The 23,471-nt window shown below is 54.1% G+C and carries 22 protein-coding genes; 16 read left to right on the forward strand and 6 right to left on the reverse strand.

From position 1 onward, the window contains the following. Positions 1–450 precede the first annotated feature (450 nt). The 3 genes from tamA to B1H58_RS10015 are packed head-to-tail and all read left to right on the forward strand — an operon-like array spanning position 451 to position 6,316. Complete coding sequence (tamA, locus tag B1H58_RS10005) at positions 451–2,190, forward strand: autotransporter assembly complex protein TamA (RefSeq protein ID WP_085069897.1); 1,740 nt, start codon at positions 451–453, stop codon at positions 2,188–2,190. Continuing rightward, positions 2,187–5,957 (forward strand): autotransporter assembly complex protein TamB, encoded by a 3,771-nt coding sequence (tamB, locus tag B1H58_RS10010; protein WP_085069899.1) that lies wholly within the window; start codon positions 2,187–2,189, stop codon positions 5,955–5,957. The genes tamA and tamB overlap by 4 nt, the downstream gene beginning before the upstream one ends. A 2-nt stretch (positions 5,958–5,959) precedes the next feature. Beyond that, entirely contained in the window at positions 5,960–6,316 is a 357-nt protein-coding gene (locus tag B1H58_RS10015) for a gamma-glutamylcyclotransferase family protein (RefSeq protein WP_085069901.1), read from the forward strand. A gap of 176 nt (positions 6,317–6,492) precedes the next feature. On the opposite strand, the gene B1H58_RS10020 is transcribed toward B1H58_RS10015, so the two are convergent. The 4 genes from B1H58_RS10020 to B1H58_RS10035 all read right to left on the reverse strand — a co-directional run bounded on the left by B1H58_RS10020 (position 6,493) and on the right by B1H58_RS10035 (position 8,625). Then, positions 6,493–6,771 (reverse strand): hypothetical protein, encoded by a 279-nt coding sequence (locus B1H58_RS10020; RefSeq protein WP_085069903.1) that lies wholly within the window; start codon positions 6,769–6,771, stop codon positions 6,493–6,495. Further along, the gene (locus B1H58_RS10025; RefSeq protein ID WP_085069905.1) at positions 6,768–7,283 is read right to left on the reverse strand and encodes a DUF2778 domain-containing protein; all 516 of its coding nucleotides are present in this window, start codon (positions 7,281–7,283) and stop codon (positions 6,768–6,770) included. The genes B1H58_RS10020 and B1H58_RS10025 overlap by 4 nt, the downstream gene beginning before the upstream one ends. 259 nt (positions 7,284–7,542) lie before the next feature. Then, entirely contained in the window at positions 7,543–8,073 is a 531-nt protein-coding gene (gene ppa, locus B1H58_RS10030; protein WP_038623944.1) for an inorganic diphosphatase, read from the reverse strand. Between the two features lie 102 nt (positions 8,074–8,175). Further along, the gene (locus B1H58_RS10035; protein WP_085069907.1) at positions 8,176–8,625 is read right to left on the reverse strand and encodes a DUF441 domain-containing protein; all 450 of its coding nucleotides are present in this window, start codon (positions 8,623–8,625) and stop codon (positions 8,176–8,178) included. A gap of 238 nt (positions 8,626–8,863) precedes the next feature. On the opposite strand from B1H58_RS10035, the gene B1H58_RS10040 reads away from it, so the two are divergent. Next, entirely contained in the window at positions 8,864–10,429 is a 1,566-nt protein-coding gene (locus tag B1H58_RS10040) for a methyl-accepting chemotaxis protein (protein WP_085069909.1), read from the forward strand. Between the two features lie 70 nt (positions 10,430–10,499). On the opposite strand, the gene fbp is transcribed toward B1H58_RS10040, so the two are convergent. Beyond that, complete coding sequence (gene fbp / locus B1H58_RS10045; protein ID WP_085069910.1) at positions 10,500–11,507, reverse strand: class 1 fructose-bisphosphatase; 1,008 nt, start codon at positions 11,505–11,507, stop codon at positions 10,500–10,502. Between the two features lie 168 nt (positions 11,508–11,675). Here fbp and mpl point away from each other — a divergent pair, with 168 nt between their 5' ends. Next, complete coding sequence (mpl, locus tag B1H58_RS10050) at positions 11,676–13,031, forward strand: UDP-N-acetylmuramate:L-alanyl-gamma-D-glutamyl-meso-diaminopimelate ligase (RefSeq protein WP_085069912.1); 1,356 nt, start codon at positions 11,676–11,678, stop codon at positions 13,029–13,031. Positions 13,032–13,125: 94 nt separating this feature from the next. Here mpl and yjgA read toward each other — a convergent pair whose 3' ends face one another. After that, a complete protein-coding gene (gene yjgA / locus B1H58_RS10055; protein WP_085069914.1) occupies positions 13,126–13,671 on the reverse strand; it encodes a ribosome biogenesis factor YjgA in 546 nt (181 codons plus the stop codon). 175 nt (positions 13,672–13,846) lie between these two features. On the opposite strand from yjgA, the gene pmbA reads away from it, so the two are divergent. From pmbA to B1H58_RS10110, 11 genes are all read left to right on the forward strand, one after another. Next, on the forward strand, positions 13,847–15,187 hold the full coding sequence (gene pmbA / locus B1H58_RS10060) for a metalloprotease PmbA (RefSeq protein WP_085069915.1): 1,341 nt from the start codon (positions 13,847–13,849) through the stop codon (positions 15,185–15,187). Positions 15,188–15,591: 404 nt separating this feature from the next. Next, positions 15,592–15,921 (forward strand): glycine dehydrogenase, encoded by a 330-nt coding sequence (locus B1H58_RS10065; protein WP_085069917.1) that lies wholly within the window; start codon positions 15,592–15,594, stop codon positions 15,919–15,921. Positions 15,922–15,976: 55 nt separating this feature from the next. Next, positions 15,977–16,333 carry an SFCGS family glycine-rich protein gene (locus tag B1H58_RS10070; RefSeq protein WP_085069919.1) on the forward strand — a complete coding sequence of 119 codons (357 nt, stop codon included), beginning with the start codon at positions 15,977–15,979 and terminating at the stop codon, positions 16,331–16,333. Between the two features lie 2 nt (positions 16,334–16,335). Continuing rightward, entirely contained in the window at positions 16,336–16,635 is a 300-nt protein-coding gene (locus B1H58_RS10075) for a DUF4312 family protein (RefSeq protein WP_085069920.1), read from the forward strand. A 33-nt stretch (positions 16,636–16,668) separates the two neighbouring features. After that, positions 16,669–17,445, forward strand: coding sequence for a DUF4311 domain-containing protein (locus tag B1H58_RS10080; protein ID WP_085069922.1), 777 nt, complete (start codon positions 16,669–16,671; stop codon positions 17,443–17,445). Positions 17,446–17,458: 13 nt separating this feature from the next. Next, complete coding sequence (locus B1H58_RS10085; protein ID WP_085069924.1) at positions 17,459–18,103, forward strand: DUF4310 family protein; 645 nt, start codon at positions 17,459–17,461, stop codon at positions 18,101–18,103. Positions 18,104–18,150: 47 nt separating this feature from the next. Further along, a complete protein-coding gene (locus B1H58_RS10090) occupies positions 18,151–19,284 on the forward strand; it encodes an amidohydrolase/deacetylase family metallohydrolase (protein ID WP_085069926.1) in 1,134 nt (377 codons plus the stop codon). Beyond that, the gene (locus tag B1H58_RS10095; RefSeq protein WP_085069928.1) at positions 19,268–20,389 is read left to right on the forward strand and encodes a DgaE family pyridoxal phosphate-dependent ammonia lyase; all 1,122 of its coding nucleotides are present in this window, start codon (positions 19,268–19,270) and stop codon (positions 20,387–20,389) included. The genes B1H58_RS10090 and B1H58_RS10095 overlap by 17 nt, the downstream gene beginning before the upstream one ends. Next, a complete protein-coding gene (gene dagF, locus B1H58_RS10100; protein WP_085069929.1) occupies positions 20,386–21,126 on the forward strand; it encodes a 2-dehydro-3-deoxy-phosphogluconate aldolase in 741 nt (246 codons plus the stop codon). The genes B1H58_RS10095 and dagF overlap by 4 nt, the downstream gene beginning before the upstream one ends. 154 nt (positions 21,127–21,280) lie before the next feature. Beyond that, positions 21,281–21,481, forward strand: a complete 201-nt coding sequence (locus B1H58_RS10105; RefSeq protein ID WP_085072280.1) for a beta-propeller fold lactonase family protein — start codon at positions 21,281–21,283, stop codon at positions 21,479–21,481. A gap of 39 nt (positions 21,482–21,520) precedes the next feature. Further along, positions 21,521–23,431 carry a BglG family transcription antiterminator gene (locus tag B1H58_RS10110; RefSeq protein ID WP_085069931.1) on the forward strand — a complete coding sequence of 637 codons (1,911 nt, stop codon included), beginning with the start codon at positions 21,521–21,523 and terminating at the stop codon, positions 23,429–23,431. Positions 23,432–23,471: the final 40 nt, after the last annotated feature.

A 23,471-nucleotide genomic window follows, 5' to 3' on the forward strand; every position in this document is an offset into this window, starting at 1 on the left:
CATCACTGCGGCTTTCCATTTATGCTGGGCTATCCGTGCCAAAAATGTCTGCGCCGGTTCGACACACAGGTCGGGGCAGAAAGGGATGATAACAGCCGCATAAGCGGCCGCTGACGATTATAGCAGTAGCTCTGCTCAGCCCGCCAGCGCTGTTGCTGCGCCATCTTGTTTAATAAATAAGCGGGCATTCCCGGGGCATTAAAACAGCCATATTCACCGTTATTACGTGAACAAGCAGTATTGTTGGTTGTAACGCGGCGCAGCTTTACCGACAATAACGGCAAAATTTGCTTTAGCGGCACTTTTTTAACTGCCGTGCGTATAGCCGCAACGGCAAGAGGAAAGCTATGCTGTTAACCAAACTCGACATCGACATTAGCGCCTGTTGGTTCGCAATGTTATTTGTCCCCTGGGAAAAAGGGGGATTCGGCAACATTAACAGGAGTAAGCGTGCCACGATTTCATCTCTATTGCATAGCCTGTTTGCTGATAGCAGCGCCTGGCGCTCAGGCCGCGAACATTCGCTTACAGCTCGAGGGATTAACCGGAGATTTGCAGAAAAACGTCAGGGCACAGCTTTCCACAATCGATACCGATGAAGTGAGTGCTGACGGCCGTTTTCGTGCGCGGGTTAAAAAAGCCATTGAAGAAGGGCTGCGCGCGCTGGGCTACTATGAACCTGATATCAATTTTGAAAGCCGTCCGGCTCCGGCAAAAGGCGGCAGACCGGTACTGATTGCACGCGTTTCAGCAGGCGAGCCGGTAAAAATCGCCGGTAGCGCCATTATTCTGCGCGGCGATGCGCGTAATGATGCGGAGTATCAGCAGTGGGTAAGAGAGGGACGTCCTGAAAACGGCGCTATTCTTAATCACGGCAAGTATGAAAGCTTCAAAAAAGGCTTTACCAATCTGGCGCTGCGCAACGGCTATTTTGACGGTGATTTCAAGAAAAGCCAGCTGGGCGTATCCGTAGAGCGCCGCGAGGCGTTCTGGGATCTCGATTATGACAGCGGCAAGCGCTATCGCTTTGGCGACGTGACCTTTGAAGGATCGCAGATCCGCGATGAGTATCTGCAAAACCTGGTGCCGTTTCACGAAGGCGATTATTACAGCTCACGCGATCTGGCTGAGCTAAACCGTCGCCTGTCGGCGACCGGCTGGTTTAATTCAGTGGTGGTCGCGCCGGAATTTGATAAAACCACGGCGGATAAAGTTTTACCGCTGAGCGGCGTGGTCTCGCCGCGCACCGAAAACACCATTGAAACCGGCATCGGCTACTCTACTGACGTCGGGCCGCGGCTGAAAACCACCTGGCGTAAGCCGTGGGTGAATTCACGCGGACACAGCCTGGCGACCAGTGCCAACCTCTCAGCACCTGAGCAGCAGCTTGATTTTAGTTATAAGGTGCCGCTGCTGAAAAATCCGCTGGAACAATATTATTTGATACAGGGCGGCCTGAAGCGCACCGACCTGAACGATACCAAAGCAGATTCCACCACGCTGGCGCTATCGCGCTACTGGGATAACAGCTCCGGCTGGCAAAAAGCCATCAATTTGCGCTGGAGCCTGGATCACTTTACCCAGGCGAACGTTACCAACACGACCATGCTGATCTATCCCGGCGTCAGCGTTAACCGCACCCGCTCGCGCGGCGGGCTGATGCCAGACTGGGGCGACTCCCAACGCTATTCCGTCGATATTTCCGATACCACCTGGGGGTCGGATGTCGATTTTCTTGTTTTACAGGCGCAAAACGTCTGGATCCGTACGCTGGCGGAGCGACATCGCTTTGTGGCGCGCGGTAACCTCGGCTGGATTGAAACCAACGATTTTGAAAAAGTGCCGCCCGATCTGCGTTTCTTCGCCGGGGGCGACCGCAGTATTCGCGGCTACAAATATAAAGGCATCTCTCCACGCGATGAAGACGGCAAGCTGACCGGGGCATCGAAACTGGCGACCGGCTCGCTGGAGTATCAATACAACGTGACCGGCAAATGGTGGGGCGCGGTATTTGTGGACTCCGGCGAAGCGGTGAACGATATCAAGCAAAGCAACTTTAAAACCGGTGCCGGTATCGGCGTACGCTGGGCCTCGCCGGTAGGGCCGATTAAGTTCGACCTGGCGCGGCCTGTGGGTGATAAAGAGGAACACGGTTTGCAGTTTTACATCGGACTGGGGCCTGAACTATGAAGCTATGGAAAAAGGTCCTGATTGGGATTCTGATTTTTTTAGCGGTGCTGGCTGGCGGCGTGCTGCTGCTGGTAAGCACTACGCCCGGCCTGCATCTGCTGTTGAACGGCGCAGCGCGCTGGGTGCCAGGTTTATCTATTCAGCAGGTGAACGGCGGCTGGCGTGACCTGACATTGAAAGGGGTGCGCTATGAAATGCCTGGCGTAACGCTGAACGCTGGCGAATTCCACCTGGCCGTACAGCTGGGCTGTCTGAAAAACTCCGCGTTCTGCGTTAACGATCTTGGGCTGAAAGATCTTAATGTCGTGGTGGACAGCAGCAAAATGACGCCATCCAACGCGCCGCCGCCGGAAGAAGAAAGCAGTAGCGGTGAGATCAGTACGCCTTATCCCATTACGCTGCGTCATCTCAGCCTGCACAATATCAATCTTAAAATTGATAATACCGCAATTTCTTTGCTCGATTTTTCTACCGGTCTGCACTGGCAGGAGCGTGCGCTTACCTTAACGCCAACGCGTATTCAGAGCCTGCTTATTGCGCTGCCGAAAGCGGCGCAGGTGGCTAATGAACAGGTAGTACAACCTAAGATCCAGCAGCCTCAGACGCAGGAGAAACCGCTGGGCGAAACGCTGAAAGCAATGTTCGGGCAGCCGCTGCTGCCATCGATGCCTGATTTCCGCCTGCCGCTTGATATTGAGGTGCAGGAGATCGTGGGCGAACAGCTGCGGATCACCGGCGATACCGAGCTGGCAGTCAATCGTTTACTGCTGAAAGCGAAAACGCAGGATCGCCTGTTACAGCTGCAAACACTGGATATTGATTCGCCGCAGGGGCAGCTTAAGGCCAGTGGACAGGCGCAGCTTGCCGGTCACTGGCCGGTAGACTTCAACCTCAACGGCGCGCTAAACGTCGAGCCGCTGAAGGGCGAGAAGATCAAAATGACGCTTGGCGGCGCTATGCGTCAGCAGCTTCAGCTGGGAGTGAATCTCTCCGGCCCGCTGAATGCGCAGCTTACCGGTCAAACCGAGCTGGCCACCGTCGGCCTGCCGCTGCAGCTAAAATTAACCAGTCCACAGCTGCGCTGGCCGCTCAGTGGCGCAACGCAGTATCAGGCGGATAATCTCGATTTCAGCTTCAGCGGCAAGGCCACCGACTATGTGATGTCGTTGCGCACCGCTTTGCAGGGCGAAGCCATTCCGCCAGCCGATCTGGCGCTGGACGGGAAGGGGAATGTTGAACAGTTCAGCCTTGATAAGCTGCGGCTGTCGACGTTGCAAGGCCATGCCGATCTTAGCGGTCTGGTAGACTGGAGCAAAGCGATCAGCTGGCGCAGCGAACTCACGCTGAACGGGATTGATACTGCCCGGCACTATCCTGACTGGCCCGCCACGCTGGAGGGTAAAGTCACCACGCGCGGCAGCCTGTATGGCGGGAGCTGGCAGATGCGCGTGCCGGAACTCCGGCTGCGCGGCAAAGTGCGGCAGAACGCAGTTTCAGCAGATGGCTCGCTGTACGGTAACAGCTATAACCAGTGGAATATTCCCGGGATTAAACTGGTGCTGGGACGCAATAATATCGATCTGAAGGGCGAACTGGGCGATGCGCTTAACCTGGATGCCAACATTGACGCGCCGCATCTGGACAACGCGCTGCCTGGTCTGGGCGGCGTGGCGAAAGGCACCATCAAAGCGCGCGGAACGCTACAGGCGCCGCAGCTGCTGGCGGATGTTACCGCCACCGGCCTGCGCTGGCAGGAACTGACCATTGCCCGCGTGCGGCTGGATGGCGATGTGAAATCGAGCGACCAGGTGGCAGGCAAGCTACAGCTGCGCGTTGAACAGCTGAAGCAGGCATCGCTGGCGATTAATCAGCTGACGCTGAACGCAGACGGCAACGAGCAGAAACACCAGTTGAAGCTTAACGTCAACGGCGATCCGGTTTCGGGCCAGCTGGCGCTGAACGGCAGTTTCGATCGTCAGCAGCAACGCTGGCAGGGAACGCTGAATAACACCTTCTTTGATACGCCGGTAGGCGAGTGGCGACTCACTCGCGCTATTTCAATCGATTATCAGAATGCGCGACAAACGGCGACCATTGGCGCGCACTGCTGGCGCAATCCCAATGCGCAGCTCTGCGTGCCGCAGCCGATTGAGGCGGGGCCGGATGGCCATGCGCGCGTGACGCTAAACCGCTTCGATCTGGCGATGATTAAGCCCTTCCTGCCGGAAGAGACGCAGCTGGTAGGCGTGTTCAGCGGCGATGCCGATGTTAGCTGGCATAGCGACGGCTCGCTGCCTACCGGACGGGTAGCGCTGAAAGGCAACGGCGTTAAAGTCACCCAGGATGTACAGGGCAATGCGCTGCCGATCGCCTTCGATACCCTGAATCTTAACGCTGCCATGCGTAACGGTCAGGCGCAGCTGGAATGGCTGCTGCGCATTGCCAATAACGGGCAGTTTGACGGAAAGGTTCAGATTAGCGATCCACAAAACCGCCGTAATCTCTCCGGCAATATCAATATCAACAACCTGTCGCTGGCGCTGTTTAATCCGGCACTGATGCGCGGCGAACAGGTGGCAGGTATGCTCAACAGCAATCTGCGCCTTGGCGGTAACCTGCAAAAGCCGCTGGTTTATGGGCAGTTGGGGCTGCGTAATGTGGACGTGGAAGGCAGCTTTATGCCGGTTGATCTGACCAGCGCTAACCTGACCATGGCATTTAACGGCATGAGCTCAACGCTGGAAGGGTTAATCCAGACTGCGCGCGGACAGATTAACCTGGATGGCAATGCCGACTGGAGCCAGCTGGATAACTGGCGCGCTCATATTGCTGCACGCGGCAATCGCGTGCGGGTGACCGTTCCGCCGATGGTGCGCATGGATGTTTCGCCAGATCTGACGTTCGATGCTTCGCCCATCGCCTTTACGCTTGACGGTAAGGTGGATGTGCCCTGGGCACGAATTACGGTTCAGGAAGTGCCAGAGAGCGCCGCCGGCGTCTCTTCCGATGAGGTGCTGCTGGATGAAAATCTGCAGCCGGTGACCTCACAAACGGCGGCAATCCCAATTAACAGCAATCTGATTATTCACGTGGGCGATGATGTCCGTCTCAGCGCTTTTGGCCTGAAAGCGAAGCTGAACGGCGATCTCAAGCTGGTGCAGGATAAACGCGGGCTGGGACTGAATGGCCAGATCAATATCCCGTCCGGTCGTTTCCATGCTTATGGACAGGATCTGCTGGTGCGTAAAGGCGAACTGCAGTTTGCCGGGCCGCCGGATCAGCCTTATATCAATCTGGAAGCCATTCGTAATCCCGAGGCAACCGAGGATGATGTGACCGCCGGGTTGCGTGTGACCGGGCTGGCGGATGAGCCAAAAGCGGAGATTTTCTCCGATCCGGCGATGTCGCAGCAGGAAGCGCTTTCTTATCTGTTGCGCGGGCAGGGGCTGGATACGGAAGGCGACAGCAACGCACTGACTTCAGCTCTGGTTGGTTTAGGGGTTGCACAAAGTGGGCAGGTTGTGGGTAAAATCGGCGAGACCTTTGGCGTGAGTAATCTTGCCCTTGATACAGCCGGCGTCGGTGACAGCCAGCAGGTTCAGGTCAGCGGTTATGTTCTGCCGGGTCTACAAGTAAAATATGGAGTGGGTATCTTTGATTCACTGGCGACTTTGACGTTGCGTTATCGCCTGATGCCTAAGCTCTATTTGGAAGCAGTGTCCGGCGTCGACCAGGCACTCGATTTGCTCTATCAGTTTGAGTTTTAGCAATGCGAATAATTGTCTACGGCAGTTTACGGCGCAAACAGGGAAACAGTCACTGGATGACAAACGCGCAGTGGCTCGGCGATCATCAGATCGAGGGCTACGATCTTTACAATATTGGTCTCTATCCCGGCGTCGTGCCGGGAGAGGGCACCGTATATGGTGAAGTTTACCGAATTGATGCCAGTACGTTAGGTGAACTGGACGCGCTTCGAACCCGCGGTGGCGAGTATAAGCGCCAGCTGATTCAGACGCCGTACGGCAGCGCCTGGCTGTACGTGTATCAACGATCGGTAGCGGGATTGACGCATATCCCAAGCGGCGACTGGCTGCAACGGGATGATGTTTCATCAGGTGAATAAAAAGCCACCTCCTTTGGAGGTGGCTTTACATATTGCCCGTCAGCATGAAAATTGCCAGCTTAAGCAGCCATTCTGGCCATCGGCCAGATAGTAGCCATCAGCCACATTTTTGATGATAAATTCCCGCTGGACTAAGAATGAAACAAGCCTGTGACTACAGGATTTATCCTGCGGAATCATGGCTTTTTGAAATGACGGAATACCTTGATTAGCAACAGATAAATAATAATGCTCACCGGAACATTTAGCAGCATCGTTATCATACTATCCACAAATTCAAACGGTTCCGGGTAAGTCTCACCCAGCACGGTTTCTGAAATTTTTATCGCCATATCCAGGCTTATGTTACCCGTCAACAGGTCGGTCAGTGGTCCATATGGGATTGTCTGGGCGCAGGCAATAAAGATGACAAGAAACAGAGCAACCTTAAATATAATCCGTAGCAACAGTTTCATAAGCAGTCTTTGGCTCCAGAGTGAATCACGTCGATAATGCCGAATGCCTGCAAACCAGTATTGCGCACTGGTACTGTATGCGTGCGTAACAGCGCATTACGAATAGCCATAAAATCGGTAACATGGGCAAGGGTAATGCAGCCTTCAGATAGCGTTCCGGGATGCAGTCTAAATGCTCCGCGGCGTACACTTTCGATCCAGGTATAATCGTCAATTATGCTATCGTCCCGGTACAGGGCAAACCATTCCGAATGCGAAACGGTATTATCGCTGTACAAGCTATTAAAAGCGTCTTTCACCCAGGTAATGGCTTTGGATCTTGGGCCTCCGGCAGGGCGCGCTACAATCCAGTATTTACCATCAGGGACCGGACCCTTTTTGGGGATCATTGCGCATGCTCCGTGATTACGGTAAGGCCCAGCTCCAGAAAAAGCCATGAATGTTCCAACTCCATAGAACATTAATGGAGAAAAATCCGCGTCATTGATAACAAACTTCCCTTGCAAAGCCATAACACTCTCCCTGTTTTACAAAAACCAAATCATTAAAACATGTCAACGAGTCGGTTGCCCGATTGCCAAAAAAGTACCAGTCAATAATCAACTTTTGGTCGGGTTAACTGCAAATAAAAAGTGAACGCATGATATGGCTTCACTGCCCGATAGCTTCGGGCATGCAGGCGGAAAGTTTACGCTGACAATAAAAAAACACCGCCCCAAAAGGACGGTGTTCTTTGATCGTCGTGGTAAGAAGGCTCTCACCCGATGGGCATTACTTCTTCGCTGCGCGTTCGAAAGAGGTACGGATCTCTTCTTTAGCCGCTTCGGCGTTATCCCAACCGTCAACTTTAACCCACTTGCCTTTTTCCAGATCTTTGTAGTGTTCAAAGAAATGGGTAATCTGGGCACGCAGCAGTTCCGGCAGATCGTTCACATCTTTAATGTGATCGTATTCTTTGGAGAGCTTGGTGTGCGGTACGGCAACCAGCTTCGCATCTTCACCTGACTCGTCGGTCATTTTCAGCACGCCAACCGGACGGCAGCGAATTACTGAACCCGGCTGCAGCGGGTACGGCGTCGGCACCAGTACGTCAACCGGGTCGCCGTCCAGAGACAGCGTGTGGTTGATATAACCGTAGTTGCACGGATAGAACATAGCAGTCGACATAAAGCGGTCAACAAACAGCGCGCCAGACTCTTTGTCTACTTCATATTTGATCGGATCGGCATTAGCCGGGATCTCGATAATGACATAGATATCTTCTGGCAGGTCTTTACCGGCAGGAACCTGGTTCAAACTCATCTCGCTTTCCTTCATTCGTCATAAGTTGAGTGACGGCTATTATAGCCAACTGACAATGAAAGTATGCCCCCTTTTTCCGCTTTCGGAATGCTCCAGCCGGGGTTATTTATTGAAAATAAACAGCGAAACCAGTCCGGCCGCGATCAGCGGGCCCACCGGCACGCCGCGAAACAGGGAAACACCAATAATTGTACCGATCAGCAGGCCGCCAACAATAGTTGGCTGGCTGCTCATCAGCGTGACGCCGCGCCCGCCGAGCCAGGAAACCAGGATCCCTACCGCAATCGCCAGCAACGATTTCCAGTCGAGAAAAGATTTCAACAGCGTATTGAGCGGCAGAGAGCCACTGACCAGCGGCGACAGCACGCCAATAGTAAGAATGATGATCCCCAGGGTCAGTCCCTGCTTTTCGATATAGGGGAAAAATTGTGACAGCGGCGTTAATTTAATCACCAACAACGCCGCGACGGAGAGCGTCACGGCGGTATTGTGAACCAACAAACTCAAACCACCGAGTACCAGCAAAATAAATATTGAGGCAAAGGCCGTCATGTAACGCTCCATGACCCGACAGGAAACAAAAGAATACTATAACAACGGATACCGGCGGAGGCGAGCGGCGGCTGCGCCAGAAGAATAAACGCACAGAAATATTATTAGTACGCAAATTAGTAAGTTATGTCCGTTATAGAGTTTGTTAATTATGCCGATATTTATAGAGAATAATAAGAATTCACCATAATCTTCAGACGAAGGAACGCAGACTTTATTATTTTAGGGAAACTATCTTATGTTGAAAAATATATCTGTGCGTACAGCATTAATTTGCCTGCTAACAACAGTGACGCTGCTATTGCTTATCGTCAGCTTTATTGGGCTTAGCGCGGTGCAAAAATCAAATGATTTTCTTGAGGAAATTGATTATATCGACAGCGAGATAATCAGTCCGCTTTATCAGAATAACAGTAATCTGTTTCGCGCCCGTGCCACGGCGGCGACGGCGTTTTATCAACTCAGCAACAATCAACTGGCGGAAGCAGAAAAAAATATTACCCGCGTGATCCATTATATCCAGCAAGCGCAAAAAGCGATGGACAGGGTCATTGCCAGTCATATCGAGACAGAAAATGGCAAAGAGCTATTTACGGCGCTTGAAGCCAGCTATCAACGCTACAGACAACAAGGCATCGATCCTTTATTACAGGCACTGGAAAATAAAGACGCCAGTGCTTATTACCAGCTGGTAGGAAATGTGCTTACCTCTTCTACCGGCGGCTATCAACAGGCGTTTGAAGCCTTCACGCAGGACGCTAATCAAATCAGCAATATGCGCCTGGAGCAGGCGAAACAGAATGAGCAGGTAATGCAGATCAGTATTATCGTCTGCTGCCTGTTAACCCTGACGCTGCTGGTTATCGCGTGGATGGCATTAAAAGCGGTGCTGCTTAAGCCATTGAATCAGGCGGTAGAACAGCTGGAACATATCGCCACCGGCGATCTGACGCAGCCGATACCGGATGCGGGCCGCAATGAACTGGGGCGCTTAATTGAAGCAATGAAAAAAATGCAACAGGGGCTGCTTGATTCCATTAGCCTGGTGATGGAAGCCTCGCTCCAGATCGACGTAGGTAGTCGTGAACTTTCGTTAGGCAATCTCAACCTGTCACAGCGCACAGAAGAGTCGGCGGCCTCGCTGGAGCAAACGGCGGGCAGCATGGAAAAATTAACCCTGACGGTGAAACAGAACGCTGATAATGCCCGGCAGGCGCATCAGCTGGCGCGCAATGTTTCCACTACTGCCGCAACGGGTGCTGAAGAGGTCAGCAGCGTTACCGGCAAGATGCAGGAAATAGCTGAAAGCGCCAGCCATATCGCTGATATTCTGGGCGTTATTGACGGCATTGCTTTCCAGACCAATATTTTGGCATTGAACGCCTCGGTGGAGGCGGCGCGCGCCGGGGAGCAGGGGCGCGGCTTCGCCGTGGTGGCGAGTGAAGTGCGCAATCTGGCGCAGCGTAGCGCGGGAGCGGCAAAAGAGATCCGTCAGTTAATTGGCGAGTCGCAAGGTCGGGTGAAGGAGGGAAGCGACATGGCGCAGCGCGCCGGCGCAACCATAAATGCTATCGCGACCGAAGTGAAACATGTTACCGCCCTGATGAGAGAGATTTCTGACGCATCGCTGGAGCAAAGCCACGATATTGAGCAGATCAATCAGGCGGTGAGTCAGATGGATGAAGTGGCGCAGCAAAATGCCGCATTAGTCGAGCAGGCCACAGCGGCCACGCAGTCGCTGGAAGAGCAGTCGCGTCAGCTGGTAAGTAGCATGTCGCAGTTTCGGGTAAGTATAGCGAAATAAGCGCAGCAGGCAGGCGCATCGGGCCATAATGAAAAAGGCCGCCCGAATCATGGGCGGCCTTGTTTATCTTTTAAGCCTGATGATTGTCCGGATATTCACGCATAAAGCGCTCGACATCTTCAACCATCGCATCGTTACCGACAAAGAAAGGGCAACGCTGATGCAACGCTTCCGGCTGCAGATCAAGGATACGGTTTTTACCGTCGCTGGCTTTACCGCCCGCCTGTTCGGCGAGGAAGGCCATCGGGTTGCACTCGTACAGCAGGCGCAGCTTACCGCTGGGGTGACTGGCGGTGCTGGGATAGAGATAGATGCCGCCCTTCAGCAGATTGCGGTGAAAATCCGCTACCAAAGAGCCGATATAACGCGAGGTATAAGGACGATGTGTCGCTTTATCCTCTTCCTGACAGAACTTCAGATATTTCTTCACGCCCTGCGGGAAGCGAATATAGTTGCCTTCGTTAATGGAGTAGGTATAGCCCTTCTCCGGGAAGGTCATACGCTCCTGACTCAGACAAAATACGCCCAACGACGGATCGTAGGTAAAGGCATGTACGCCGCAGCCCGTGGTATAAACCAGCATGGTTGAGGAGCCGTAAACCACGTAACCCGCAGCCACCTGCTTATTGCCTGGCTGCATAAAGTCCGCTTCGGTCACTGGTGTACCGGGTGGCGTCACGCGACGATAAATAGAGAAAATTGTACCGACCGAAACGTTGACATCGATATTCGACGAGCCATCCAGCGGGTCCATTAAAACCACATATTTACCATTTTCCACGCCTTCGAAGATAACGATTTCGTCCTCTTCTTCAGACGCGATGCCGGCTACTATGCCGCGCGCTTTTAACGCCGCCTTCAGTTTTTCGTTGGCGAACAGGTCGAGCTTCATCTGCTGCTCGCCCTGAACGTTTTCAACGCCGCTGGCGCCCAGAATATCAACCAGCCCGGCTTTATTAATATCGCGATGGATAATTTTTGCACCGAGCTTAATAGCGGAGATCAGCGCCGTCAGTTCACCTGTGGCATGCGGAAAGTCGTGTTGCTTCTCGACGATGAATTCGCCTAATGTTTTCATAACACAATCCCTGAATCTACGATGGAGTAGCAGCATAGGGTACAAAGCTGCAACGTATGCCATCGCAGTTTAACGGAATGAACCGCAAAGACCATAGGTCAAATCCGTTTCTTCCCGCGCTGCTCGGCGCTACACTGTGCCCCGAACTTTTTCGAAAACGGATCTTTTATGCGTATTCATATCCTGGGTATCTGTGGCACTTTTATGGGCGGGCTGGCAATGCTGGCGCGTGCGATGGGCCATGAAGTCACCGGCTCTGACGCCAACGTTTATCCGCCCATGAGCGTGCTGCTGGAGAATCAAGGCATTGATTTGATTCAGGGTTACGACGCCAGCCAGCTCGATCCTGCGCCCGATTTAGTGATTATCGGCAACGCAATGACGCGGGGCAACGCCTGCGTTGAAGCGGTGCTTGAGCGCAATATTCCCTATATGTCCGGACCGCAGTGGCTGCATGATTTTGTGCTGCGCGACCGCTGGGTGATCGCCGTTGCGGGAACCCATGGGAAAACCACCACTGCAGGCATGACAGCGTGGATTTTACAGGCTTGCGGGTTGGAACCAGGGTTTGTTATCGGCGGCGTGCCGGGAAATTTCTCGGTATCCGCAACTTTAGGAAAAAGCCCATTCTTCGTGATTGAGGCTGACGAATATGACTGTGCCTTTTTTGATAAGCGCTCCAAGTTTGTTCATTATTGCCCGCGCACGTTGATTTTGAACAATCTCGAATTCGATCACGCCGATATTTTTGACGATCTGCGCGCAATTCAGAAACAGTTCCATCACTTAGTACGTATCGTGCCGGGTCAGGGCAAAATTTTGCTGCCGGAGCACGATACCAACCTGAAACAGGTGATGGCGATGGGATGCTGGAGCGAGCAGGAAACGGTGGGTGAGAACGGCCGCTGGCAGGCGAAAAAAGTGACGCCGGACGCTTCATGTTGGGAAGCCTGGCTGGATGGCGAGCGCGTTGCGGAAGTGAACTGGTCGCTGGTGGGCGAGCACAACATGCATAACGGCCTGATGGCCATTGCCGCTGCGCGACACGTTGGCGTGAAGCCGGAAGATGCCGGACGCGCGCTGGATGAATTTATCAACGCGCGTCGGCGTCTGGAACTGCGCGGCGAAGCCAACGGCATTAAAGTCTATGACGACTTCGCTCATCATCCTACGGCGATTCTGGCGACGCTGGCTGCGCTGCGCAGCAAAGTGGGTGGCACCGCCCGTATCCTTGCCGTGCTGGAGCCACGCTCTAACACCATGAAGCTCGGGGTCAGCAAAGATGACCTCGCGCCTGCTCTGGGACGTGCCGATGAGGTATTTCTTTTCCAGCAGCACCATATTCCCTGGCAGGTAGCGGAAGTGGCGGATGCCTGCATCCAACCCGCTTTCTGGAGCGCCGATGTTGATGCATTAGTAGAGATGATCGCCAAACATGCGCATCCGGGCGATACCATTCTGGTAATGAGCAACGGCGGCTTTGGCGGTATTCATCAGAAACTGCTGGATCGCTTAGCAAAGTAACGGAACGTTAAGCGCAAACTGCGTAATTAACGGTGGGAAGTCAGCGTTACGCTCAGTGTAGAGAGCGTAACGCTGTTGCTGCGGGGGCGACAACTTACGCGCTTTCAGCCAGTTCGCGCAGATACTGGAAGATCTGACGATACGATTTTGGCGGTTTGTTGGCGGCCTTTTCTTTTTGCGCGTTGCGGATCATGCTGCGCAGCTGCTGGCGATCGGCATGTGGATAGAGGTTAAGCACCTCAGGCATCGCGTCATCGCCCTGTTCAACTAAACGGTCGCGCATCGCTTCCAGCTTATGGAACAGAGCAATCTGCTGGTTATGCCGGTTCTTCAGCTTATCCAGCGCCTGGTAGATCGGATCGGGATCGCGCGCGCGCAGCAGCTTGCCAATCAGCTGCATTTGACGGCGTCGGCCCTCTTTCTTGATGCGTTGCGCCAGCTCGATCGCGTCGCGCAACTCTTCATCCAGCGGCAGGCGATCAAGAGAGTTTTTCCCCAGATCGACCATCTCCGCACCGAGTCGCTTTAGCTCCTCGGCATCACGTTTAATCTCACTCTTACTGACCCAGATAATCTCTTCATCTTCTTCTTCTTGATTATCCGGTACGTCGTCGAGCCACTCTTCGGGGTGTTTCGTCATTATCAGGCTCCTGAAAAAGAGGCTAATGCTATCAGGTTACGCGGCTACTGCGAAATTGTTCTCTGACTCTGTTAGACTCCAGATAAGGATACAACTCACGCGTTGCCTTGCAATGTCTGGCTCAGCAGGACCCGCCGGCGCAGGCAGACCGTACTCATCATATTATGGTAGATCAATGAAAATACTCACTCAGGTTGCAGAACAACGTAAAGTGCTGGAGCAGGCGGTAGCCCAGGCGCTGGAGCTGGCGAAAGCAGGTACCGACGGCGCTGAGGTAGCGGTCAGTAAAACCACGGGTATTGGCGTCAGTACCCGTTATGGTGAGGTAGAAAACGTTGAGTTTAACAGCGATGGCGCGCTGGGCATTACTGTCTACTACCAAAACCGCAAGGGAAGCGCCTCTTCCACCGATCTCAGCAGTGACGCGATCAAACGCACCGTACAGGCAGCGGTAGATATCGCCCGTTATACCTCGCCCGATCCCTGTGCCGGGATGGCCGATCGCGAACTGCTGGCCTTTGATGCGCCGGATCTCGATCTTTTCCACCCGTGGGAAATCGATCCTGACAAAGCGATCGAGCTGGCGGCGCGTGCGGAGCAGGCTTCGCTGCAGGCGGATAAACGTATTACCAATACTGAAGGCGGTAGCTTCAACAGCCACGTCGGGATCAAAGTCTTTGGCAACAGTCACGGTATGCTGCAAAGTTATTGCTCCAGCCGCCACTCGCTCTCCAGCTGCGTGATCGCCGAAGCGGAAGGGGATATGGAACGTGATTACGCCTATACCATTGGCCGCGCATTAGACGATCTTCAGTCGCCGGAGTGGGTTGGGCAAGAGTGCGCGCGCCGTACTCTGTCGCGCCTGGCGCCGCGCAAGCTGCCAACCATGAAGGGACCGGTTATTTTCGCCCCGGAAGTTGCAACCGGCCTGTTTGGTCATCTGGTTGGCGCAATCAGCGGCAGCAGCGTCTATCGTAAATCCACCTTTCTGCTTGATGCGCTGGGCACCCAGATCCTGCCGGAATGGCTGACCATTGAAGAAAAGCCGCATCTGTTAAAAGGGCTGGCTTCCACGCCGTTTGATAGCGAGGGCGTACGTACTCAGGATCGTGAGATCGTTAAGGCGGGCGTGCTGCAAACCTGGCTGCTGACCAGCTACGCGGCGCGTAAGCTGGGGCTGCAAAGCACCGGTCATGCGGGCGGTATCCATAACTGGCGTATCGCTGGTCAGGGCAGCAGCTTTGACGATCTTCTTAAACAGATGGGCAAGGGTTTGGTTGTCACTGAGCTGATGGGGCAGGGCGTAAGCGGCATCACCGGTGACTATTCACGCGGCGCAGCGGGATTCTGGGTTGAGAATGGCGAAATTCAGTATCCGGTAAGCGAGATTACCATTGCCGGCAACCTGAAAGATATGTGGCGTAATATTGTGACCGTAGGCAATGATATTGAAACGCGTAGTAATATCCAGTGCGGCTCCGTGCTGCTGCCGGAAATGAGCATCGCCGGACAATAATGGAATAAATATAAAAACCGGATGCGCTGGCGTATCCGGTTTTTATAACCAGCACGATAAAATGTCTTTTTTAACCTATTACTAAATAATGAGCGTCCACGCACATTTTCTCACTATTTTTATTCATAACTTTTTCTTATTTATAAACAAATACCGCGCTCCCCTCTTGTTCGTTCCCGCTGTTTATTTCTGATTGTTGCGTAAGTTCATGCTATTCCCTGCATGAAATGGGTTTCTTTTCCGTTTATTTTGCACAGAATAACTTTTTTGCGACTTTGCGCAGCGGATGCGCTGTTATTTCCACTTCGTGGCGGAAAAATTCAGGCTACAAACCCACCGACGATAGCGCTACTTTGTTTTCAACGCGAAACAAATGGACCTTCAGGCAATCAGGAGTGGGAAAGGTGAATAACAGTGCGGTGCAAAAGCCGGTCAGCGATGCAGAAATAGATGCGCTTGCCGAACAGGTAAAAAAACAAATAGACCAGCTCTTTGCCGCAGAGGCTATTCATGCCAATGCGGTACAGCAACAGATGCTGGCTTCCCACGTACGCGCTATGGCGCTGCGCTCATTAACCGGCGAGCCACTACCGGAAGTTGAAGCGGAACTGTTTGAGGATATCTCTCCTGAATCAATGCGGCTGGCACAGCAGGTCGTGGATCTGTTTGGCAACCTGCCGCGTGAAGAGACGTGGCTGCTTTCGGTTCATTTCGAAGTAGCGAAATCAAATTAATCAACGGCAGGCCGAGGCCAGCCAGCAGTTAGCAACCCAACAGAAGGAACGCAATATGGTAACCGTAGTGATTGGCGATCGTTTAGGCAAAGGACAAAAAGTTGCGGCCGGGATCGAAAAAGCGGGCGGGCGTGCGGTGGTGGTGCCTGGCGTCGCGGCGGATATGAAACTGGGCGATGTGATGAAGGCGGAAAATGCTGACTTCGGCATCTCTTTTTGCGGCAGTGGCGGTGCTGGCGCGATCACGGCGCAAAACAAATATGGCTATAAGGCCAAACACGGCATGCGCTCGATAGATGAAGGCGTGACGGCGATTAACGAAGGCGCCAACGTACTGGGATTCGGCTTTATGGATAAAGAGGAGCTGGGCGAGAAGCTGGTGCTGGCCTGGAATAAAAAATACGGCAGCTAAATATGAAACAGCAATTCACCACTTCGGTTCTGGTCAACGGCAAAGGCGATACGCAAAGCAGAGCTTTTGCCGATGCGCTCAGCCATGTGCAGCACAAGGTACTGCAGTCTACCCAGAAAGTTTTGCTGCGCATCGAGCCACAGGACGTAAAGGTTATTCGTGCGCAGCAAAGCGTCAGAAAAGAGAAGTTTCTGTTCTTCTTTCTGCCGCGTGAACGACGGAGCTACAGCGTGGAGCTGGAAATTACCGTTAACGTGACCGTGATTGATACCGACAAGGTGGAATTTACGATCGCGCAATAAAAACGTTAGGCGATAAGACATAAGGAAAAACTGATGTTTTTAATTATTTTGCTTAAGTCGCTGGTGATTGGGGGGCTGGTCGGCGTGGGCGTCGGCGCAGGTGCCGCGCGCATGTTCCATGCGCCAACCTCTCAGGGCATGGGCGCATTTCGAACACTGGGCGAACTTAACTCCTGTGAAGGCGATCCTGCCTCTCACTTCTCCTTTGGCCTCGGCTTCTTTTTCAACGCATGGGCCTCCTCGGTGGCCGCCGGTTCTTTTACGCAGGATGTTGATCACCGCATTATCCCTAACTGGGGCGCAGCCGCGCTTATGATCAAAAACCGCAACGTCGCTGAAACGCTACACGACCCGAAAAAAATGGCGATTGCCTGCGGCCTTATCGGCATGTTTGTGGTGGCCTTCCTGAACTCAACCGCCTCGGCGGTGCCGGAAGCGCTACAGGTCACGGCAGTCAAGGTACTGGTTCCGGCCGCTAATTTGCTGGTGAATACGGTCATGCCGGTGATCTTCTGGCTGGCAGCGATTGACGCCGGGAAAAAATCAGGCTTTTGGGCCACGATTTTCGGCGGGCTGGCGCAGCTGATTATGGGCAACGCCGTGCCAGGCCTGGTGCTGGGTATTCTGATTGGCAAAGGCGTGGAAGAAAGCGGCTGGAACAAAGTCACCAAAGTCATGATGGTCTCGATTGTTCTGCTGTTTGTGCTGAGCGGTTTCTTCCGCGGCTTCGATATCAAACTGCTGGAATCATTCCATGCGGGCGTGCCGGGCTGGCTTGAGATGATCCATAACAGCCTGAGCGGCAAATAACCGGGAGCATACGATGAACGAGACTAAAAGTGGATTTTGGTACGCCGACTGGTCCTTCCCGATCTTTGTTGGCCTGCTTTCCGCCGGTGTATTCGCCGGTACGCATATGTATTACCTGTATGGCATCGGCGCCTTTAACGAAGTTGCCTTTGTTTCCATGCTGCGCGCCGGGATGGAGACCGGCGCCTATGGCGCGGTAGCCGCCTTTGGTGCCAGCTTTCTGTTTGCACGTATTATCGAAGGCTCGCTGGTGGGCATTCTGGATATCGGCGGTGCGATTCAGACCGGCGTTGGGCTGGGCGTTCCGGCGCTGCTGCTGGGCGCGGGCATTATCTTTCCGGTGGCGAACTTTGCCGCTTCGCTGGCGACCGGCCTGATTATTGGCGTGGCAATTGGCTACGTCATTATTCTGGCGCGTAAATTCACCATCAACCAGAGCGACTCTACCTACGGCGCAGATGTGATGATGGGAGCAGGCAACGCCTCCGGGCGCTTCCTCGGGCCGTTAATTATCCTCTCTGCGATGGGTGCCTCTATTCCTATCGGTCTCGGTTCGCTGGTCGGCGCGCTGCTGTTTTACCTGTGGAATAAGCCGATTACCGGCGGCGCGATCCTTGGCGCAATGGTGCTGGGCGCTATTTTTCCGGTGGCGCTGTAAACCACAGCGGGCCAGCCGCCCAGGCCGGCCCGCCAGAAGGAGTTGTTATGTTCGATTTGATTATTCGTCGCGCCCGTCTGGTGGATGAGCGGCTGGTCGATATCGCTATCCAGGACGGAAAAATTGCCGCCATTGGTGAGATAACCGCGCCAGCAAAAGATGAACGCCTGCTGGATGGCAGCGTTTATCTCAGCGCAGGCTGGATTGATTCGCACGTTCACTGTTATCCCAAATCACCGATTTATCATGATGAGGCGGACAGCATCGGCGTCGCGACTGGCGTGACCACCGTGGTGGATGCGGGCAGCACCGGCGCGGATGATGTCGACGATCTCCGGCAGCTAACCCGTGAAGCGCGAACGCAGGTCTATGCGCTGCTTAATATCGCCCGTACCGGTATCGTCACGCAGAACGAGCTGGCCGATCTTAGCCAGATCGATAAGCCCGCCGTGCACGCTGCGCTACAGCGCCTGCCGAATTTTATTGTCGGCATTAAGGCGCGTATCAGCAGCAGCGTGGTGGGAGAGAACGGCATCCGGCCGCTGCAGCTGGCAAAAGAGATCCAGCAGGAGAATGATGGCCTGCCGCTGATGGTGCATATCGGCAATAACCCGCCGAATCTGGATGATATTGCCGGGCTGCTGACCGCAGGCGACATTATCACCCACTGCTATAACGGCAAGCCGAACCGTATTTTGACGCCGAAAGGCGAACTGCGACAGGCGGTGAAAAAAGCGCTGCAGCGTGGCGTGCGGCTGGATGTCGGCCACGGCAGCGCCAGCTTCAGCTTTGAAGTAGCGCGGCGCGCCATCGCGCAGGGCATTCTGCCCGATACCATCAGCTCCGATATTTATTGCCGTAATCGGATCGAGGGGCCGGTGAAGAGCCTGGCGCACGTTATGTCGAAGTTCCTCAGCATTGGCATGACGCTGCCGCAGATAATCGACTGTGTGACCTGGAAAGCGGCGGAGGGGCTGCGTCTGGCGCATAAAGGGCGACTGGAACCTGGCTTTGATGCCGATCTTACTCTGTTTACGCTGAGCCACGAGACGCGCCCGCTGCTGGATTCAGAAGGCGAAACCGTACAGGGAACGCAGCATTTCACCCCGCTGGCGGCGGTCGTTGCTGGTCAGTGGATGGTTACCGACGAAGGGAAAGCAAAAAATGTCTTCGATTTATGAAAAATATCATCTGAAACAGGTGATCAACGCCTCCGGGCGTATGACGATTCTTGGCGTATCCACGCCATCAGCAGACGTGGTGGATACGGTGAAATATGGCCTGAACCACTATTTTGAAATGAAGGATCTGGTGGATAAAACCGGTGCCTGGATCGCCAGTCTGCTCGGAGCGGAAAATGCGCTGGTGGTCTCCTGTGCCTCGGCGGGTATCGCCCAGTCGGTAGCGGCGGTGATTGTGAAGGATAACGCCTGGCTACTGGAGAATTTGCACGCCGCGCCGCTTACGGTGCCGCACGATATCGTGTTGCCAAAAGGACATAACGTTAACTTTGGCGCGCCGGTGGGCACTATGGTGGCGCTGGGCGGCGGTCGTCTGGTCGAGGCGGGATATGCCAATGAATGCTCCGCTGAGCAACTCTCTGCGGCAATAACGCCCCAAACGGCAGCCATTTTGTATATCAAATCACACCACTGCGTGCAGAAAAGCCATCTGAGCGTGGAGCAGGCGGCAGTGGTGGCACGTAAACATAATGTCCCGCTGATTGTTGATGCGGCAGCGGAAGAAGATCTCCAGCGCTACTACCAGTGCGGTGCAGATCTGGTGATTTACAGCGGCGCGAAAGCGATCGAAGGGCCGACCAGCGGCCTGGTGGTCGGGAAACAGCAGTATGTTGAGTGGGTTAAGCGCCAGTCGTCAGGCATTGGTCGAGCGATGAAAGTGGGAAAAGAGGGCATTCTTGGCCTGACGCAGGCCATCGAAAACTATCTGACGCAGGAAAAAGAGAGCGGTGCGCAGATGGTAGAAAAAATGACGCCTTTTATCGACAACCTGAACACGCTGAATGGCGTTAACGCCCGGGTGGTCTGGGATGCCGCCGGACGCGATATTGCCCGTGCCGAGATCCATTTTGACGAAGCGGCTATCGGACAGACCACCGGCGAGCTGGTACAGGCGCTGAAAAATGGCGCGGTCGCGATCTATTTTCGTGGCTACAAGGCCAATGAAGGTATCGTTGAAGCTGACGTGCGTAGCGTAACGCCGGAGCAGTTGAACACCATTTATCTGAGCATCAAAGCTTTACTTACAGGAGAGAAACAAGCATGACGCTGACGCCGAACTTTTATCACCACCGGGTTTGCCTGAACGTTCTGGCAGGCTCAAAAGATAACGCCCGGGCCATTTGGCAGGCGGCCGAAGGTCATGTGCTGGTTGGTGTATTATCGAAAAATTACGCCAGCGTGGAGAGTGCCGTCGACGATATGCGTCAGTATGCCGCGCTGATTGATAACGCGCTTTCCGTTGGGCTGGGAGCGGGCGACCCGCGTCAGTCGGCGATGGTTAGCGAGATCGCTGGTGAAGTACAGCCGCAGCATGTTAATCAGGTATTTACCGGCGTAGCGACCAGCCGCGCGCTGCTGGGGCAGCAACAAACCGTGGTCAACGGCCTGGTATCGCCCACCGGAACGCCGGGGAAAGTTAAAATTTCCACCGGACCGCTCAGCGCCCAGGCGCCAGATGCGATCGTGCCGGTTGAAACCGCCATCGCCATGCTGAAAGATATGGGCGGCAGCTCGATAAAATATTTTCCGATGGGCGGCCTGAAGGCGAGAGATGAGTTTACTGCGGTGGCACAGGCCTGTGCCGGGCACGATTTCTGGCTGGAGCCGACCGGTGGTATCGATCTGGACAACTATGAGGCAATTTTACAGATTGCGCTGGATGCGGGCGTCAGCAAAATCATTCCGCATATTTACAGCTCTATTATCGATCAAGCCACTGGCGATACGCGACCTGAAGATGTCAAAAGGCTGCTGGCAATAACCAAAAGGCTGGTGGGCTAACGCCCGGCAAGAGCAGCGCAACGGCATACTGATCCAGGATAATTTTATGCGAAAACGGCTGATTACCGCTTTATCTGTGGCATTGTTTGGCGTTGCGCCGCTGGCTGCGGCAACCCCTTTTGCGTTTGCAGGAACTTATTAGCCGCACGGGACGCTGACCCAGATCGAAAGTGTCTGGACGCGTGGCGCTTATCTGCGCACGCTAACGCTGTCCGAAGATGGCAAAACGCGCTATGCGCTTAACCAGCGCAGCGACAACATTACGCGTTTTTATATCGACAGCAGCAGAAAGCTGCGTTTTAGTGATGACGACACTGCCATGGGCGTGCCGTCCCAGATGGTGATTGTGCCATGATGATACGTTAATTTACGTAGCCAACAGGGGAGAGCTGCCGTGAGATTTCCGAACCAGCGACTGGCTCAGTTATTTGATACGTTGCAAAAAGAGACGCTGCCGCAGGATGAGCTGGCGCGCCGTTTTGCGGTTTCCACGCGCACGGTGCGCACCGATATTAATATGCTTAACGAGATGCTGGCCGAGCACGGCGCGCTGTTTGTGCTCTGTCGTGGCGAAGGCTATCAGTTGCGTATTCTCGATCCGGTGCGCTACCAGCGTCTGACGCAGCAGTCGCCGGCGCATTTACGTATTCCCCGTACTTCAACGGAGCGCATTCATTATCTGCTGACGCGCTTTCTGACGTCGGCCTGGGCGATCAAGCTCGAAGATCTGGCGGAAGAGTGGTTTGTCAGCCGCGCCACGCTGCAAAGCGATATGGCTGAAGTGAGGGAGTGGCTCAGCCGCTATCAGCTTACCATTGAGGCGCGTCCGCGCTACGGCATGAAGCTGTTCGGCAGTGAGATGGCGATTCGTACCTGCCTGACCGATCTGCTCTATCAGATTGCGCAGGAAAATAGTGAAAACCCGCTTTTGCAGATGGAAGCGCTCAACAGCGGTATGCTGTTGACGCTTCAGCCGCTGCTGTTGCAGTGCTTTGCGCGTTTTAATATCCGTATGACCGACGAGGGCGAGCTTTACCTGCGTCTTTACTGTGCCGTTGCGGTGCGCCGCATCAGCGAAGGCTATCCGCTTTCCGATTTCAGCGCCGATGAGGTGGAGAGCGATGTACAGGCGGCGGCGCGCCATATCATTAACCTGATGCGCCCGATTACCGGTAAAGTTATTGCGCCTGCGGAAGAGGCCTGGCTGCGTCTGAATATCGCCGCCCGACGGGTAGAAGAGATCGCGCCCAGCGCTATCAGCGCCGACGATGGCGATTCGCTGGTGAACTACATCCTTAGCTATATCAACACCCACTACAACTATAACCTGCAAAACGACCAGCAGCTGCGTGCCGATCTGCTTACGCATATCAAAACCATGATCACCCGCGTCCGCTATCAAATCACTATTCCCAATCCGCTGTTAACCAATATCAAACAGCACTATCCGATGGCGTATGACGTGACGCTGGCGGCCGTTTCCAGCTGGAGTAAATATACGCCTTATGTGATCAGTGAAAACGAGATCGGTTTTCTGGTGCTGCATATCGGCGTTGGCCTGGAGCGTCACTATAACGTGGGCTATCAGCGTCATCCTCAGGTGATGCTGGTATGCGATACCGGCAATTCAACCGTACGCATGATTCAGGCGATGCTGCTGCGTAAATATCCACAAATCGTTGTCACGCGCATCATTTCGCTGCGTGAATATGAGATGCAGGAGAGTATTGAAGAGGATTTTGTTATCTCCACCGTGCGGTTAAGCGAGAAGGGCAAGCCTGTAGTGGTGATGTCACCTTTCCCCACCGACTATCAGCTGGAGCAGCTGGGAAAACAGGTACTGGTGGATCGCACGAAACCTTACATGCTGGAGCGATTTTTCGACGCGCGTCACTTTTGCATTATCGATCGGCCGATGGAGCAGGCGCAGCTGTTTCGCCAGCTGTGCCAGCAGCTGGAGCAAGAGGGTTTCGTGGACGCGAGCTTTTATCCTTCCGTTGAGGAGCGCGAAGCGATCCTCAGCACCATGTTGGGCGAGGGGATTGCGCTGCCGCACTCGCTGGGCCTGCTGGCGAAAAAAAGCGTGGTTTACACCGTATTAGCCCCGCAGGGCATCGTTTGGGGAGAAGAAACCGCCTATGTGATTTTCCTGTTAGCCATCAGCAAGGATGACTATGAAGAGGCGATGGCGATCTACGATCTGTTTGTCACCTTTATGCGCGAGCGCGCCATGACGCGCCTGCGCGACAGCAGCAACTTCGCCAGCTTTAAAAGCGTGGCGCTGGACTGTTTAAGCCGCCTGTAAACGATACCTGTCCAGCCTCGTTTGCCGCAATATAAAGCAA

Source organism: Pantoea alhagi, from assembly GCF_002101395.1.
Classification (GTDB): Bacteria; Pseudomonadota; Gammaproteobacteria; order Enterobacterales; family Enterobacteriaceae; genus Mixta; species Mixta alhagi.